Source organism: Rhodococcus sp. ARC_M6, from assembly GCF_022810305.1.
Classification (GTDB): domain Bacteria; phylum Actinomycetota; class Actinomycetes; order Mycobacteriales; family Mycobacteriaceae; genus Rhodococcus_F.
In genome coordinates, this window is sequence record NZ_JALGQH010000004.1 from 265,237 (window position 1) to 279,564 (window position 14,328).

17 protein-coding genes are annotated in these 14,328 nt (G+C 60.6%); 10 read left to right on the forward strand and 7 right to left on the reverse strand.

Annotation, left to right across the window (positions count from 1 at the left end):
• The 3 genes from MTX36_RS07905 to MTX36_RS07915 form a co-directional block, all read right to left on the reverse strand.
• Entirely contained in the window at window positions 1–1,638 is a 1,638-nt protein-coding gene (locus tag MTX36_RS07905; RefSeq protein ID WP_243619172.1) for an ABC transporter permease, read from the reverse strand.
• The gene (locus MTX36_RS07910) at window positions 1,635–2,564 is read right to left on the reverse strand and encodes an ABC transporter ATP-binding protein (RefSeq protein ID WP_243619173.1); all 930 of its coding nucleotides are present in this window, start codon (window positions 2,562–2,564) and stop codon (window positions 1,635–1,637) included. The genes MTX36_RS07905 and MTX36_RS07910 overlap by 4 nt, the downstream gene beginning before the upstream one ends.
• 130 nt (window positions 2,565–2,694) lie before the next feature.
• Window positions 2,695–3,846: a serine hydrolase domain-containing protein gene (locus MTX36_RS07915; protein ID WP_243619234.1), complete on the reverse strand. Its 1,152-nt coding sequence runs from the start codon at window positions 3,844–3,846 to the stop codon at window positions 2,695–2,697.
• A 415-nt stretch (window positions 3,847–4,261) separates the two neighbouring features.
• On the opposite strand from MTX36_RS07915, the gene MTX36_RS07920 reads away from it, so the two are divergent.
• From MTX36_RS07920 to MTX36_RS07950, 8 genes are all read left to right on the forward strand, one after another.
• Complete coding sequence (locus tag MTX36_RS07920) at window positions 4,262–4,552, forward strand: SHOCT domain-containing protein (protein ID WP_094273842.1); 291 nt, start codon at window positions 4,262–4,264, stop codon at window positions 4,550–4,552.
• 48 nt (window positions 4,553–4,600) lie between these two features.
• Entirely contained in the window at window positions 4,601–5,704 is a 1,104-nt protein-coding gene (locus MTX36_RS07925) for a 3-oxoacyl-ACP synthase III family protein (RefSeq protein WP_243619174.1), read from the forward strand.
• A complete protein-coding gene (locus MTX36_RS07930) occupies window positions 5,688–6,611 on the forward strand; it encodes a 3-oxoacyl-ACP synthase (RefSeq protein WP_243619175.1) in 924 nt (307 codons plus the stop codon). The genes MTX36_RS07925 and MTX36_RS07930 overlap by 17 nt, the downstream gene beginning before the upstream one ends.
• Window positions 6,612–6,712: 101 nt before the next feature.
• Window positions 6,713–7,705, forward strand: a complete 993-nt coding sequence (locus tag MTX36_RS07935; RefSeq protein ID WP_243619176.1) for a diiron oxygenase — start codon at window positions 6,713–6,715, stop codon at window positions 7,703–7,705.
• A 210-nt stretch (window positions 7,706–7,915) separates the two neighbouring features.
• Window positions 7,916–8,041, forward strand: coding sequence for a hypothetical protein (locus MTX36_RS29795; protein ID WP_279394300.1), 126 nt, complete (start codon window positions 7,916–7,918; stop codon window positions 8,039–8,041).
• A 236-nt stretch (window positions 8,042–8,277) separates the two neighbouring features.
• Window positions 8,278–9,093 (forward strand): DNA repair protein RecO, encoded by an 816-nt coding sequence (gene recO, locus MTX36_RS07940; protein WP_243619177.1) that lies wholly within the window; start codon window positions 8,278–8,280, stop codon window positions 9,091–9,093.
• A complete protein-coding gene (locus MTX36_RS07945) occupies window positions 9,050–9,868 on the forward strand; it encodes an isoprenyl transferase (RefSeq protein WP_243619178.1) in 819 nt (272 codons plus the stop codon). The genes recO and MTX36_RS07945 overlap by 44 nt, the downstream gene beginning before the upstream one ends.
• An 11-nt stretch (window positions 9,869–9,879) precedes the next feature.
• Entirely contained in the window at window positions 9,880–10,302 is a 423-nt protein-coding gene (locus MTX36_RS07950) for a YbjN domain-containing protein (RefSeq protein ID WP_243619235.1), read from the forward strand.
• Here MTX36_RS07950 and MTX36_RS07955 read toward each other — a convergent pair.
• On the reverse strand, window positions 10,299–10,748 hold the full coding sequence (locus MTX36_RS07955) for a Fur family transcriptional regulator (RefSeq protein ID WP_279394302.1): 450 nt from the start codon (window positions 10,746–10,748) through the stop codon (window positions 10,299–10,301). The genes MTX36_RS07950 and MTX36_RS07955 overlap by 4 nt on opposite strands.
• The gene (locus tag MTX36_RS07960) at window positions 10,745–11,128 is read right to left on the reverse strand and encodes a helix-turn-helix transcriptional regulator (RefSeq protein ID WP_094273811.1); all 384 of its coding nucleotides are present in this window, start codon (window positions 11,126–11,128) and stop codon (window positions 10,745–10,747) included. The genes MTX36_RS07955 and MTX36_RS07960 overlap by 4 nt, the downstream gene beginning before the upstream one ends.
• Window positions 11,129–11,326: 198 nt before the next feature.
• Between MTX36_RS07960 and MTX36_RS07965 the strand changes: the two genes are divergently transcribed.
• Complete coding sequence (locus tag MTX36_RS07965; protein WP_094275123.1) at window positions 11,327–12,718, forward strand: glycine--tRNA ligase; 1,392 nt, start codon at window positions 11,327–11,329, stop codon at window positions 12,716–12,718.
• Window positions 12,719–12,813: 95 nt separating this feature from the next.
• Complete coding sequence (locus MTX36_RS07970) at window positions 12,814–13,395, forward strand: dihydrofolate reductase family protein (RefSeq protein WP_243619179.1); 582 nt, start codon at window positions 12,814–12,816, stop codon at window positions 13,393–13,395.
• On the opposite strand, the gene MTX36_RS07975 is transcribed toward MTX36_RS07970, so the two are convergent.
• Both MTX36_RS07975 and MTX36_RS07980 read right to left on the reverse strand, forming a co-directional pair.
• Window positions 13,370–13,792, reverse strand: coding sequence for a MepB family protein (locus MTX36_RS07975; RefSeq protein WP_243619180.1), 423 nt, complete (start codon window positions 13,790–13,792; stop codon window positions 13,370–13,372). The two genes, MTX36_RS07970 and MTX36_RS07975, sit on opposite strands and share 26 nt — an antisense overlap.
• 64 nt (window positions 13,793–13,856) lie before the next feature.
• Window positions 13,857–14,222 carry a nuclear transport factor 2 family protein gene (locus tag MTX36_RS07980; protein WP_243619181.1) on the reverse strand — a complete coding sequence of 122 codons (366 nt, stop codon included), beginning with the start codon at window positions 14,220–14,222 and terminating at the stop codon, window positions 13,857–13,859.
• Window positions 14,223–14,328 lie beyond the last annotated feature (106 nt).

Below are 14,328 nucleotides of genomic sequence, written 5' to 3' on the forward strand. Positions count from 1 at the left end.
TCAGCGCAGGTCCCGCCGTCGGAAAGCGGTTAGACCTGTCGCAATCAGTGCCGCTGCGATGAGTGTCAACCACACGAGCGGCATGGCCTCGAATGGTGCGCCGGGGAGTTTCGGGGCGTGAGTGAACGGTTCGAGGTCGAGTACCCACTGGGGAAGTTGCGCGAGTGAGCCGACCATGAAGATGAAGAGGAATCCCACGAGAACTCCCCACGCGACGGGCGTGAATCTGGGGATCATCCCGAACAGCAGGACAGTGACACCGGTGAGAACCCAGACTGCCGGCAGTTGAACAACCGCAGCACCGAGCGCAGAGGGCAAAGCGCTTCCCACATCGCCGATGGCGATTCCGTAGGTCACTCCCGCCGCGACTCCGGCGACCAAGAGCGCGATCGCGGGGCCGAGCAGCGCAAACACGATGTGACTGGAAGCCCAGCGGATTCGGCTTACCGTGCCGGCTGTCACGGGTTCGAGACGCTGGGCGGTTTCTTCGGAGTACAGGCGCATCGACGCCGAGACGGTGAAGGCCGCAGCAGCTATCCCGAGCATGACAAATGCGTAGCCGATGAACGATTTCTCGAGCGATTGAGATCCACCCATACGTATGATGATGTCGCGGATGGCCTGGCTGTCTCCGATCTGTCCGCTGACGCTCTTGGCGGCGCTGCCGATGAGTAGGCCGTAGAACCCCAGTCCGATCGTCCAGGCCGCAAGTGTGCCGCGGTGCATGCGCCACGCCAGGCCGAGAGTTCCTGTGAGACCGGCTGATGCGACCGCCGGACCTTCTCGTTCGGCAATCAGTCCACTGCCGACGTCGCGTCGGCGCAGGAGTAAGTAGGCAACCCAGGTAAGCGCGACGGCTGTGACGACTGTGGGTACCAGGACCCACCAACGTTCGTCGGCATAGGCGCGGATCTGCAGGGCCCAGCCCAACGGTGAGAACCATGAGAGTGTTCCCGATCCCGCGTCGCCGATGGCCCGCAGTGCGAAGGCGAGGCCGAGTACCGACATCGCGATTCCACGAGCGACTCGGGCGCTGGGACTCAGTTGCGCCGCGACGGCTGCAACACCAGTGAAAACCAGGCCGGAACCGGCGAGTGCGGCGCCGAATGCAATGGATCCTGCGCTTGGGAGATTGTGAGTGAGAAGTGATGCAGTACAGAGGATTCCGGTGACAATAGACGCGGTGCCGGCGACAATCAGTGCGGCAGTCAGGCTCGAGTATCGTCCGACGGAGGTGGAATCGAGAAGTTCGGTTCGGCCGTTCTCCTCTTCGGCGCGTGTATGACGAATGACCGTGAGGATCACTGCAATTGCGATCAGTGTGGAGTAGATTCCGGCCTTCCAGACTCCGACAGAGCCCAGGCTGGAGTTGAAGATCGGGCCGTACATCGCGATCTCGGCCGGACTTGCCGCGGTTGTTGCCGCGAACATGGCGAGTTGTTCTGGGGAAGTATAGATGCCGGAGATGCTGGCAACGTACAGTCCGGGCGCAGACGCGAAGATCAGAATCCACAGGGGGAGTGCAATTCGATCTCGGCGGAGGTACAAGCGCAAGAAGTGAAGGGTTCCTGTGAAATTCGAGTTCGAGACTGGCTCGTGCTCGCTGAACTGTGGGCGAGAGATCGTGGGGGTGCTCATGCCTTCACCTCCTCCACTCGGTCGGGTGACGTCGACGTCGCGTCGTTGATCCCGTAGTGGCGCAGGAAGAGTTCCTCGAGAGTGGGCGGCGCACTGATGAGACTGCGAACACCGGTATCTCCGAGAACACGGATCAGTGTTCCGAGATTCTCGCTGTCGACCTGACAATGCAGCATCGATCCATCGAGTTGGATGTCTTCCACGCCGTTGATTCGGCTGAGATCGCCAGGGTCACCAAGGAGTTCGGCTGTGATGGAGGTGCGACTGAGATGTCTCATCGACTCGAGTGTTCCGGATTCGATAGTTCGCCCCGACCGGATGATGGTGACGCGTTCGCAGAGCGCCTCCACTTCGGACAGTATGTGGCTGGACAGCAAGACCGTCACGCCGCGACTGCTGGCTTCGACGACGCACTCGCGAAAGACCTTTTCCATCAAAGGGTCCAGGCCGGAAGTCGGTTCGTCGAGGAGGAGCAGTCGGGCATTCGAGGAGAGCGCCGAGATCAGCGTGACCTTCTGGCGATTGCCCTTGGAATACGCGCGGCCCTTCTTGCGCGGATCAAGGTCGAAACGCTCGATCAGCTCTTTCTTGCGGGCGCTGTCCAACCCGCCTCGCATTCGCGCCAGGAGATCGATTGTTTCCCCACCCGACAACGACGGCCACAGTGTCACGTCGCCGGGGACATAAGCCATGTCGCGGTGCAGTTCGACGGCATCTCGCCACGGGTTGCGTCCGAAAACGGTGGCCTCGCCGCTGTCCGGATGCAGGCTGCCGAGCAAGACACGGAGTGTGGTCGATTTACCAGCACCGTTAGGCCCGAGGAATCCGTGTACCTGCCCTTCGTCGACGGTGAGTTCGAGCTCGTCCAACGCCCGAGTTCGTCCGAACGTCTTCACCAACTTGTGAACTTCGATGATCACGCTCATTGCTACTCCTAGTTCGTGGAGTCTGTGGCAAAGCTGTGCGTACTGACTACGCTAAATGGCCGTTCACCTTTGGCACAGGGTTGGTGGGGGCCAACCGCTCACCTTCCGTTGCTTGTTCAGCCTTGCACGTTCACAGTCTGCGGGCGATCGATTCCGCCTGGGCGCCCAATTTGGCCAACCTCAGGTCGGCAAACGGAGTGAGGGCACCGCCCATTCGGTTGGTCACGAATGCCACCGACAAGCAGGTCTCAGGGTCCGCGAATGCCCCGGATCCACCAAGCCCGTAGTGTCCGAAGGCCTGCAGCGACGAATTTCGGCTGGCAACAAAGGCCGAGTGATAGCCGAGTCGCCAGTTCATGCGGATTCCGAGCACATAGTCGCGCGCCGTGGTCTGTACCTCGCCCATCTGTTCCAGGGTCTCTTCACTCAGGAATCTGTTTCCTCCCACCATTCCCTGGTTGGCAAGTGCTGCGTACATTCGGGCAAGGGCGCGAGCACTGAAAACGCCGTTCCAGCCGGGCATGACGTAATCGTGGATCGAGGGATTGCGGACCAACTGGTCGAACCCCGTCGGCATGCCGGCATCCGCGATATTCCTGAGCGCAGGCAACCGGGTCAACGCGAAGGAAGCGGTGTCCCACGGAACCTTGAACTGATTGATGCGGGGGAACAACTTTGCGATGCGATGGCGTTCGTCCTCGGGCACCTGGAACCAGAATTCCGGAATTCCGAGAGGATCCGCGATCTCTGTACGGACCAGGTCGGTAAACGATGAACCAGTTGCGCGAGTTGTCAGTTCGGCGACCAGCGAACCGAATGTGACTGCGTGATAACCGGGTGTGGTGAGGCGGCGACGGTCCGGTGTGGCCAATGCGAGGGCGCCGACGATGCTGTCGTGATCGAGCAGCGCCAATCGGCCCGGAACCAGGCCGCGTACACGATGCAACCCGGCCTGGTGGGTCAACAGTTGCCGCACCGTCACAGTTTCCTTGCCTGCACTTGCGAACTCCGGCCAATACTCGGCGACCGGTGTGTCGTAATCGATCAGCCCACGTTCCACGACACGGTGCAAAACCGTACTGGCAACACCCTTTCCGGTGGAGAAGGACACAGACACGGTGTCGGGTAGCCAGCGGGTATCCCGAGTCGACCACCCTGCCCAGATATCGACGACGGGCTCCCCGCCGAGATAGACCGCCAATGCTCCACCGCCGCTGGAAGGGCGTTCGAAGAGGCGAAAGAATTGCCCGGCCAGCTGCCCGAACCGCGGGTCGACCAGCATGACACGTGGCGTGGAAACAGTGGGAATCACGGCTGAAGCGTCGCGACGGACCGTCGAAACATCGCGACGGACCGTCGGTGGAAGGTCGGTCGGAAGCAACCCCTCGAACTCGGGGAGATTCGTCATAATGTGCACTTCTCATTCAACCGGGGGTCGCTGATTACCACCCTGTTACTTCTCTGAAACACTCCGGAAACCGGCAGGATTCCACGGTTGGGGCTATTGGGGCAGATGGAGCAGAAGTGCCCTAAGACAAGGACTTGCGGCAGGACGGATGACACTTTTTTGCTCGTGGAAGTCGAGCAGAAAGACCCTGTGGATGTGTCGGGGAACAGCGCATCCTGAGGGAAGACGCGTGAGACGCCCCTTCGAGGGAGTGCGCACGGCCGCATGGAGAACTTGGAGGCCCGTTGTGATGTACGACCATTATTCCGGTAGTTGGGGTTGGGGTTACGTACTGATGTTCGTTGGTATGGCCCTGTTCTGGGGCCTGCTGATCTTGGGGATTTTTCTGCTGATTCGCTATGCCGGACACGGACCCGCGGAGTCTGGAAGTAGGTCGTCCGGAAGCAGTCCGTCGGCAAGTTTTCCGCCGCCGCATCACAGCGCCGAGCAACTTCTTGCTGAGCGTTACGCGCGTGGGGAGATCGACGAGGCCGAGTACAGGAGCCGCCTGACTGTTTTACGAACAGAGCCGTCCCCCTGACTAATTCGCCGCGAATGAACTAATTCCCAGAGTGAGGAATCGAGTGAAATGGTCAAACGCTGGCTGGTGACGGACGCGGAATGCGACGACACACGAGAGCCGTATCGAACGCGGGTGGCCGGGGCAGGTCGGCATTTTCCCGTCACACGACTCACGACCGAGGATTTGATGGCAACAACACGCCACGAAACTCATGTCGACCTCGAACGACTGACTGGAATCCACGAGCGTCGGGTCAGTGTGGGCGACGAGGATTCCTACACACTTGGGATTGCAGCCGCGCAGGATGCATTGCGACGGTCGGGTTGTGCCGCCGAGTCGATAAACGTGGTGATCAGCTGCAGCATCACCAAGTTTCGTGGCGGCCTCACTCAGTGGCTCGAGCCGACAATGAGTAGTGGCGTTGCGCAGGCTCTCGGGGCCGACAAGGCTATGACTTTCGATTTGTCGAATGCTTGCGCTGGGATGCTCACCGGTGTGATGGTGGCCAACAACTGGATTCGTCAGGGCTTGATCGAGCGGGCGCTGGTCGTCAGCGGTGAGTACATCTCGCAGCTCGGTCAGAATGCCGCGAAGCATATTCACAACATCATGAGCAAAGAGTTAGCTTCCCTCACCTTGGGCGATGCGGGCGCGGCGCTCGTCCTCGAACGTGCGCCCGCCGGTGCGGCGGGGATCCGGCTCGCGGGATTTACGACTGTCGCCGACTACAGCCGGTTGTGCCTGGCTTACCCGAAGGGCAATGCGCCGGGTGCTCGCATGTTCACCAATTCGCGAGCCATTCAGAAGGCCGCTATCGCCGACACTCCGTTGCTGTTGCACGAGGTACTCGACACGCTCGGGCTGTCGATCCACGACATTGACCATGTGATCACCCATCAAACTTCGGCGCGGGCAATCAAGAAGGGTATGGCGCAGATGGAGGCGTCGTTCGGCGATAGTCCGCGGCACGACGCGGTCATAACCGTCGATCGATACGGGAACACGGCTTCGACAACCCACACGGTGGCGTTGGTCGAAGAACTCGAGGCAGGCCATATCAAGCCGGGAGAGACCGTTGCGTTGATCTCTTTGGCCTCCGGGTTGGAGATCGGGGTAGTCCTGGTGGAAATCGACGAAGAACTGGTGGCGCGCTATGGGAACGATCATTGAGCAGCTGTACGTCACTCGGGCTGGATGGCTGAGTCGGCACAGTGCACTTCACCTTGCGGTAGCGGCGGCGAAGTCTTGCCTCGAACAGGCCGGATGCCGCCCGGACGACTTGGATCTGCTCCTGAACGCCGGCCTGTATCGTGACCGCAACCTTGGTGAGCCGGCCCTCGCTGCGCTGATCCAAGACGACATCGGGGCGCATCCGGAGGACCCGCACACCGGCGAGCACGGCACGTTCTCCTTCGATATTGCGAACGGTACCTGTGGTGTCCTGACCGCACTGCAGATTGTCGACGGATTCCTTCGCTCTCACGTGATCGAACGTGCCCTCGTCGTTGCCAGTGATGCGGACCCGGGACATCGGCTAAGTGAGCGGTTTCCGTTTTCGGCAGTCGGGGGAGCCGCGTTGTGTCGTTGGACCGACGATGAGTACGGGCTCGGCCCAGTGCAGTGGCTGAATAATCTCGACGGTGGTGATTCTTTCCGGGCAACGGTCAGCCAAGCCGACAACCGAAACATTCTGCGTTTCAACGAGTCCAATTCACTCGACGACGACTACGCCGCAGCAGGCTACGAAGCAGTAGCTGCCTGTCTGAAGCAGGCGGAACTCGATCTGGCGGCGGTCGATTCCATCGTGGCCGCTCCCGCCTGCCCAGGCTTTCGTTCGGCATTGGCAACAAAGCTGGGGATACCAAGCTCAGGCGTCACCGTTGCCGAAGACGAGCACATACATACCGCTGCACTGATCGCAGGTTTGGAGAGGGACGAACCCCGACGGTCTGCGGGAACACGGATAATTCTTGTAACAGTGGGAGCCGGCGTGACAGCCGGTGCCGCTCTGTACAACGTCCCGCCGAACCACGAAGCGCACACAGCGACAGGGCTTGACGGTGCCGGGTCGAACTAAGTTGACTACAGGGGTTGCATGAGACGCGGTGTCACACTAAGTTTAGGCGCAATCGAGTTCGTTGATCGCGATCGACGAACAGGCGCCTTGAGGAGACACCGATGGTTCGGTCAACGTCTATTGAAATGGATCAGCCTTACCGCGAGTTGCTCGCAACACTCTCCGATGGTTCCGTTCACAAGCGGTTCGATCCCTACCTCGATATTGACTGGGATTCAACGGAATTCGCGATAGACCCGAATGATCCGCGCTGGGTGCTCTCGGCGGTGTCGGATCCACTCGGCGCCACCCGTTGGTATCAGGATCAACCGCTGGAACGTCGTATCGCGATGGGAAAGTGGCGCCAGGCGAATGTAACCAAGGTGGGCTCGGCATTCGAGAGCATCCTGATCCGCGGGATGCTGCAGTACATCATGGCACTACCCAACCAATCTCCCGAGTTTCGGTACTGCCTTCACGAGATGACCGAAGAGTGCAATCACATCCAGATGTTCCAGGAATTCGTGAATCGGGTGGACGTCGACGTGCCGGGGATGCGTCCGTTATTCCGGCGTTTGTCACCGTTTGTGGGGTTGCTTGGCGCCAAGTTCCCGGTCATCTTCTTTATTGGCATCCTTGCCGGTGAAGAGCCTATCGACCATTTTCAGAAAGACCTTATCCGTGAAGGTAAGGATACGGTGCCGGTCATGCTGCGCACCATGGAGATTCACATTGCCGAAGAGGCGCGGCACATCTCCTTTGCTCACGATTTTCTGCGCCAGCGTGTTCCAGCGCTGAGTCCGTTCGGTCGAGCGATGACGTCCGTTGCCTTTCCCGGTGCCATGCGGTGGCTGTCCGGCGAAATAATGTCACCGCCAAAGGAATTCGCGAAGAAGTTCGACATTCCCGAGTCGGTGATAAGAGAAGCGTTCTGGAGCAGTCCGCAGTCGCGTCGAATTCTGGGTAACTACTTTGGTGAAATGCGCACGCTGGCAGACGAACTCGGATTGATGAATCCTGTGTCGAGGCGGGCGTGGAGAAAGCTGGGTATTGCCGGCGACATGGCCCGGTATCGCGGCGAACCGAGGCGCTCGGAGAAGGTGCGAGTCGCCTAGGGGGACAGGTGGCGGCGCTGCAACTACGGAGATCGTGTCGCAAGCGCTGCTTGTGATGTGTCCCTTGAGCAGTCAACCTGGCCCTTCAGGGCCAGGTAGTTGATAGTGATTCACCCCCGTCGCGGCCCTCGTGTTGATATCTTTCGCGTGACGCTATGCGCCACCGCACAAGGTTCGCCGATAAGGAGAACCTATACGAAGGAGCTTTCGATGGGATCGATCACCAACATTATCGACGCCTTGCAACCCCAGATCCACGTCCTCCTCGGCTCGATGGACATCCTGCCCGGCATCCTGCTGATCAGCGTCGACCTCGGCAGTTTGCCCGATCTGTGATCGGGACGGTGCAGTAGGTCCCGGTCCAGCAAGTCCTGACCCCGGATTCACCGAAGTGTGAGGGCCGCTCGGCCCCCACCACTTCGCGTGTCACGCGCACTGCTCGCGATTTTGTGTCAGCAAATAGGCGCGGACCTGTCGGTCCAAATTTTCGCGGCCGGCCAGCGGCACAGCTGCAGGCATGCGCGCAGCTAAGTTTGCGACGCCGCGTCGGTGCAACGTGGGACACTGGTTCGGTGAGGTTGTATCGAGACACAGCGGTGGTGCTACGCCTGCATAAGCTGGGCGAAGCTGACCACATCGTCACGTTGCTCACCAACCAGTTCGGGTTGGTGCGTGCCGTGGCAAAAGGTGTCCGTAGAACCACCTCCAAGTTCGGTGCCAGGCTCGAGCCCTTTGCCCACGTCGACGTCCAACTATTGCCGGGTAGAAACCTGGACATCATCACGCAGGTACAGACGGTCGACGCTTTTGCCACCGACATCGTCGACGATTACAGCCGCTACACCACGGCATGCGCGATCCTCGAGACTGCGGAGCGGTTGGCCGGCGAAGAACGTGCGCCGGCGCCTCAACTTCAGCGACTTACTGTCGGCGCCTTGCGGGCGATAGCCGAGCAGGGTCGTCCCGTCGAGTTTGTTCTCGATGCTTTCTTACTCCGAGCCATGGGCTACGCCGGGTGGGCGCCCGCCCTCGAAGAATGTGCCAAGTGTTCGGCTCCGGGTCCGCACCGTGCGTTCCACGTCGCGGCCGGTGGAGCAGTCTGCACGTACTGCCGACCACCAGGTTCGGCGACGCCGTCGCCCGGTGTTCTTGATCTCATGGACGCGCTCGTACGCGGTGAATGGGAGGGGACCGACGAGGCCCCGATGTCGCTGCGAACCCAGGCCAGTGGCCTTGTCGCAGCGCATTTGCAATGGCATCTCGAGCGGCAATTGCGCACGTTACCGCTCATCGAACGATCCAGGCCGCATGCGGCAGTCGAGGTTGCCGCGGCAGTGGGGCAGGATGGAACGCGTGATTCGACGACGCGAACCGCGCACTCTGCCTGACTCCTCCGCAGATCGGGTGATCCGGCCCCCGGACCCCCATCCCTCCGGAGCCACACCGCCGATCCTGCAAACCGAACTGATCCCGCGCCACATCGCGCTGGTGATGGACGGCAACGGGCGCTGGGCGCAAGAACGCGGACTACCGCGAACCGCCGGTCACGAGCGCGGTGAAGCCGTCCTGATGGACTCCGTCAACGGGTGCATCGAAATGGGCGTCGAGTGGCTCTCCGCATACGCCTTCTCCACCGAGAACTGGAAGCGAAGCCCCGACGAGGTGCGTTTCCTCATGGGCTTCAACCGTGACGTCATCCGTCGCCGACGCGATGAGATGAACGAGATGGGCGTGCGGGTCCGCTGGGCCGGCCGGAAGCCGCGGTTGTGGGCGAGCGTCATCAAGGAACTCGAAATCGCCGAAGAACTCACCAAAAACAACACGGTGATGAACCTGACGATGTGCGTCAACTACGGCGGACGAGCCGAAATCGCCGATGCAGTCAAGGAAATCGCTCGACGCGTCGCCGCCGGACAGATTAATCCCGAAAAGATCACCGAGGCAACAGTTGCCAAGTATCTCGACGAACCCGACATGCCCGACGTCGATTTGTTCCTGCGTCCGTCGGGGGAGCAGCGGACGTCGAACTTCTTGATCTGGCAGTCCGCTTACGCCGAAATGGTGTACCAGGACAAGCTCTTCCCGGATTTCGACCGCCGTGACCTCTGGGCTGCGTGTGTTGAATACGCATCCCGCGACCGCCGATTCGGTGGCGTGAAATGACAGAGCGTGAAATGACAGGTGAAGACATGACCGAGACAACCGACAATGCCGCGCGATTACAAGAACGTGCTGCCGAAGCGCTGTCGCATTTTGTGACCGTCGACGTAGCCGACGACGGCTCACTGGGTTTCCAGTACTCCGGTGCCTTGTGCTCCGTCCAGGCGATGAATCTTTCCGAAGGCCTCGATGTTTTGTCGATGACCTGTGTACTGGCGTGGGATCGCCCCGTCAGCGCTGCGCTGCATCGCAAGGTGGCCGAGCGCAATCGCACCATCCAGTTCGGTTCGATTGCCGTCTTCGCGCATGGCAGCCTGGCCGATGTGATTCTGCGCTATACCTTTCCGGCAGCCGGGTTGGCCGACGAGGCACTCACCACGATGCTGCTGTTGGCGCTCACCGGAGCCGACACAGCCCGGCAGGGACTACTTCCTTAAAGGGCAGCAGCGCAGTCGCGGCAGGTACCGAAAATCTCGACTGTGTGACTGACGTCGGTGAAACCGTTGTCGTCGGCGATGGTCTGTGACCACTGCTCGACGATCGGGCCCTCGACCTCCACGGTGAACCCGCAGGTGCGGCAGACCAAATGGTGGTGATGGCCGGAAGAGCAACGGCGATAAACGGATTCACCGCTGTCGGTACGCAAAACGTCGATGGTTCCGGCGTCGGAAAGGGCTTGCAGAGTTCGGTAGACGGTGGTCAGTCCGATGCCCTCACCGCGCTTACGCAGTTCGTCGTGAAGCTCCTGGGCCGACTTGAACTCGTCGATGTCGTCGAGCAGAGCGGAGATCGCGCTGCGCTGCTTGGTGGAGCGAATGCCGACGGTGGCAGAGCTGCGCTTGACTGCTGTCGGTCCGATGTTGGTCATGGTGGTGGTGATCATCCTTCTTCTGCGTGAGCGACGGCATCGACGACGATGTGAGCAAGGTGGTCGTCGGCTAGTCGGTAGAGAACTTCACGGCCATGCCGCTCGCCGCGGACTACTCCGGCAGCTTTGAGGACGCGGAGATGCTGACTGATGAGCGGTTGAGTAACGCCGAGTGCGCCTACGAGTTCATGAACACAGCGCTGCGATTCCTGGAGCTGGAGCACGATGGCGATGCGCACGGGGGCGGCGAGGGCGCGCAGGATCTCGCCTGCTGCAGCCAGGGTTTCCTTCGGGGGGACTACCGCCGGCGGGATGGCGTCGAAGGGACTGTGTGGGTGTCCGAGATCGGGATGATCCTTGGTGTTGTGGAGATCGCCGGTATCCGCAATGCTCACAGCGAGGCTCCTTCGAGGGATCTGTCACGACGTTCCGGTGTGGCCATCAGACCACACTATTGCAAATCACATTCATTTTGATATGCATAAGTACGCATGTCAACCGTGGCGCGAGGGCCAGTTCTGCGGCCAGTTAGTCTAGGTAGGCAAAAAGCGCAGGAAAACCGTGCATCTATTACCCAGATGGAGAGCAATCCAGTGGCACCGAAGTCCAAGATCGAAGCCGTCGTCAATCTCGCCAAGCGGCGGGGCCTGGTCTACCCGTGCGGTGAGATCTACGGCGGTACAAAGTCCGCATGGGACTACGGCCCATTGGGTGTCGAGCTCAAGGACAACATCAAGCGTCAGTGGTGGCGCAACATGGTCACCAGCCGCGAAGACGTCGTCGGCCTCGACTCCTCCGTCATCCTGCCCCGCGAGGTGTGGGTCGCTTCCGGTCACGTCGGTGTCTTCAACGACCCGCTGGTCGAGTGCCTGAACTGCCACAAGCGTCACCGTCAGGATCACCTGCAGGAGGCGTACGCGGCAAAGAAGAAGATGGACAACCCGGACGACGTCACGATGGACCTCGTCGGTTGTCCCGATTGCGGCACCATCGGTCAGTGGACCGAACCGCGTGACTTCAACATGATGCTCAAGACGCACCTCGGCCCCGTCGAGACGGAAGAGGGCATGCATTACCTGCGTCCCGAAACCGCGCAGGGCATCTTCGTGAACTTCGCAAACGTACTGACCACGTCGCGCAAGAAGCCGCCTTTCGGCATCGGCCAGATCGGCAAGAGCTTCCGCAACGAGATCACGCCCGGCAACTTCATCTTCCGCACCCGCGAGTTCGAGCAGATGGAGATGGAATTCTTCGTCAAGCCCGGTGAAGACGACGAATGGCACCAGTACTGGATCGACTACCGCATGGACTGGTACACCGGCCTGGGCATCAACCCGGAGAACCTGCGTCTGTACAAGCATGCGCAGGAGAAGCTTTCGCACTACTCCAAGGGCACAACCGACATCGAGTACCGCTTCCACTTCCAGGGCAGCGAATGGGGCGAACTCGAAGGCATTGCCAACCGCACCGACTTCGATCTCTCGACGCACTCCAAGCACTCGGGCACGGATCTGAACTACTACGACCAGACGACCGGCGAGCGCTACACGCCGTACGTCATCGAGCCCGCAGCCGGCCTCACCCGTTCGCTGATGGCCTTCCTGGTCGACGCGTACACCGAGGACGAGGCACCCAACGCCAAGGGCGGCGTCGACAAGCGCACCGTGCTGCGTCTGGACCGCCGTCTGGCTCCGGTCAAGGCTGCAGTGTTGCCGCTCTCGCGTAACGCTGACCTCACGCCGAAGGCGAAAGACCTTGCGGCGCAGCTGCGTCAGAACTGGAACGTCGAATTCGACGACGCCGGTGCTATCGGTCGTCGTTACCGTCGCCAGGACGAGATCGGTACGCCGTTCTGCATCACGGTCGACTTCGACACCCTCGAAGACCATGCCGTCACCGTGCGTGAGCGCGATTCCATGGCACAGGAACGCGTCGCACTCGATCAGGTCGAAAGCTACCTGGCAGCACGTCTGATCGGCTCCTAGCCGTAGGTGTAATCCGGGCGGCCTTCCTCTTGCCGAGGGAGGCCGCCCGTTTCCGTTTCCTGGCGCGGCGGGTCGAGGTGGCGCAGGATCGAAGTATGAGAAATCTGTCTGTGACCAACAGCGTGACTCTCGACGGCGTGATGCAAGCGCCCGGCGGACCCGAAGAGGACCGTCGCTGCGGCTTCGAACATGGCGGCTGGGCAGCGCCGTTCAGCGATCTGGTGATGGCCCGAAAAATGGGGGAGGGTATCGCCGCGAAATCGGATCTGCTTTTCGGGCGTCGCACCTACGAGCAGTTTGCATCGTATTGGCCGTTCCAGAACGACAATCCGTTTACCGAGGTACTCGACAACACCCGTAAGTACGTTGCGTCACGCACCTTGACGGAACCGTTGCCGTGGAAGAACTCCACCCTCCTGTACGGCGACGCGGGCGATACGGTCGCGGCTTTGAAGGAAGCTCCCGGCCCGAATGTGGTGATTCTCGGTAGTGGGGAACTGATTTCGGCGTTGGCGCGCCGCCGCCTCATCGACACCTACATACTGCTCATTCATCCGTTGGTGCTCGGGACGGGACGAAAGTTGTTTCCCGACGGGTCAGCCCTGGCTCAGTTCACCCTGACCGAAAGTGTCTCCACCACAACGGGAGTCATCATCGCGACGTATCAGCTGGTGTGAAGTGCTCGACCTGCCATTTTTGCGTTCTTGATGCTTGGGCGCTGGTAGTGGTGACCCACGGCGGGTACACGCGGATGGCACGCTTACCGCCCACAAAATTTGTGGACACCACGCCGTGCTTCACGAGAGAGCCGACGGGAAAGATGAAGTGCCCGAACTGTTCTCCGTCGCTGACCCGTACGATGAATATCTCGACGCCGTCGCTGGTATCGAACGGGCGGATGGGCCCGGCGTCGGAACGACGCCACAGTGTCACGAACTGGCCGAGCTTGGTGGGCGTGGTTTTAGCGATTCGAAACACCGCGCTCGCCCCGTTGACTGTCAGGGTATGCGCGCCGTATTCCGCACCCTCGGGTTCAGGAACCGGTGTGGACCAAGTGCATTCGTGTGCGTTCATCGACAAAAATCATTGCACACGCCACCGACAGCGCCCCGGCAAGGCGCCGCCGGTGCGGCATCGTTCACGCAGACGGAACTTTATCGAGGAAGCCGAGAACGAGGGTTACCCGGCCGTCGTCGTTACGCTCGACCACATCGAAACCGTCGATCAGGGATTCGGACCCGGCCGGTCCCAGTGTCCAGCCGAATCGAGCCTGCTGATGGTGTGCATCGACGGGGCCTGCGAGCGTGAAGACCATTCCCGGAAACTGTTGCTGCACAGCATTGATCATCGCGTCGATCTGGTCGTGGCCTGATACGTCGGCGAGGGGATCGGTGTAGCGGCCGTCGACGGTGAACAGTTGCTCGATCCGACTCTTGCGCGCGTTGGAGTCCGTCTCGTTCCACAGATCGATGTAGGCAGAGGCGATGGCGTCGAAGTCGCTCATGATTAAATCCTGTCTCTGAGGTGTCCGGTGTTGTTTCCGGCTGAGACAACTGTGCAGCTGGAATCAGAGCCAGTCGATTACCTCAGAGGTCATGGCCGGGCAGTAC

Excerpts from the sequence above, each read along its gene's own strand:
- MTX36_RS07955 (WP_279394302.1), bottom strand. The coding sequence starts at position 10,748 with ATGATCACCACCACCATGACCAACATCGGACCGACAGCAGTCAAGCGC.
- MTX36_RS29795 (WP_279394300.1), top strand. The coding sequence starts at position 7,916 with ATGGGATCGATCACCAACATTATCGACGCCTTGCAACCCCAGATCCAC.
- MTX36_RS07980 (WP_243619181.1), bottom strand. The coding sequence starts at position 14,222 with ATGAGCGACTTCGACGCCATCGCCTCTGCCTACATCGATCTGTGGAAC.
- MTX36_RS07930 (WP_243619175.1), top strand. The coding sequence starts at position 5,688 with ATGGGAACGATCATTGAGCAGCTGTACGTCACTCGGGCTGGATGGCTG.
- MTX36_RS07975 (WP_243619180.1), bottom strand. The coding sequence starts at position 13,792 with ATGAACGCACACGAATGCACTTGGTCCACACCGGTTCCTGAACCCGAG.
- MTX36_RS07910 (WP_243619173.1), bottom strand. The coding sequence starts at position 2,564 with ATGAGCGTGATCATCGAAGTTCACAAGTTGGTGAAGACGTTCGGACGA.
- MTX36_RS07925 (WP_243619174.1), top strand. The coding sequence starts at position 4,601 with ATGGTCAAACGCTGGCTGGTGACGGACGCGGAATGCGACGACACACGA.
- MTX36_RS07970 (WP_243619179.1), top strand. The coding sequence starts at position 12,814 with ATGAGAAATCTGTCTGTGACCAACAGCGTGACTCTCGACGGCGTGATG.
- MTX36_RS07945 (WP_243619178.1), top strand. The coding sequence starts at position 9,050 with ATGGAACGCGTGATTCGACGACGCGAACCGCGCACTCTGCCTGACTCC.
- MTX36_RS07920 (WP_094273842.1), top strand. The coding sequence starts at position 4,262 with ATGTACGACCATTATTCCGGTAGTTGGGGTTGGGGTTACGTACTGATG.
- MTX36_RS07915 (WP_243619234.1), bottom strand. The coding sequence starts at position 3,846 with ATGCTGGTCGACCCGCGGTTCGGGCAGCTGGCCGGGCAATTCTTTCGC.
- MTX36_RS07950 (WP_243619235.1), top strand. The coding sequence starts at position 9,880 with ATGACAGGTGAAGACATGACCGAGACAACCGACAATGCCGCGCGATTA.
- MTX36_RS07935 (WP_243619176.1), top strand. The coding sequence starts at position 6,713 with ATGGTTCGGTCAACGTCTATTGAAATGGATCAGCCTTACCGCGAGTTG.
- MTX36_RS07905 (WP_243619172.1), bottom strand. The coding sequence starts at position 1,638 with ATGAGCACCCCCACGATCTCTCGCCCACAGTTCAGCGAGCACGAGCCA.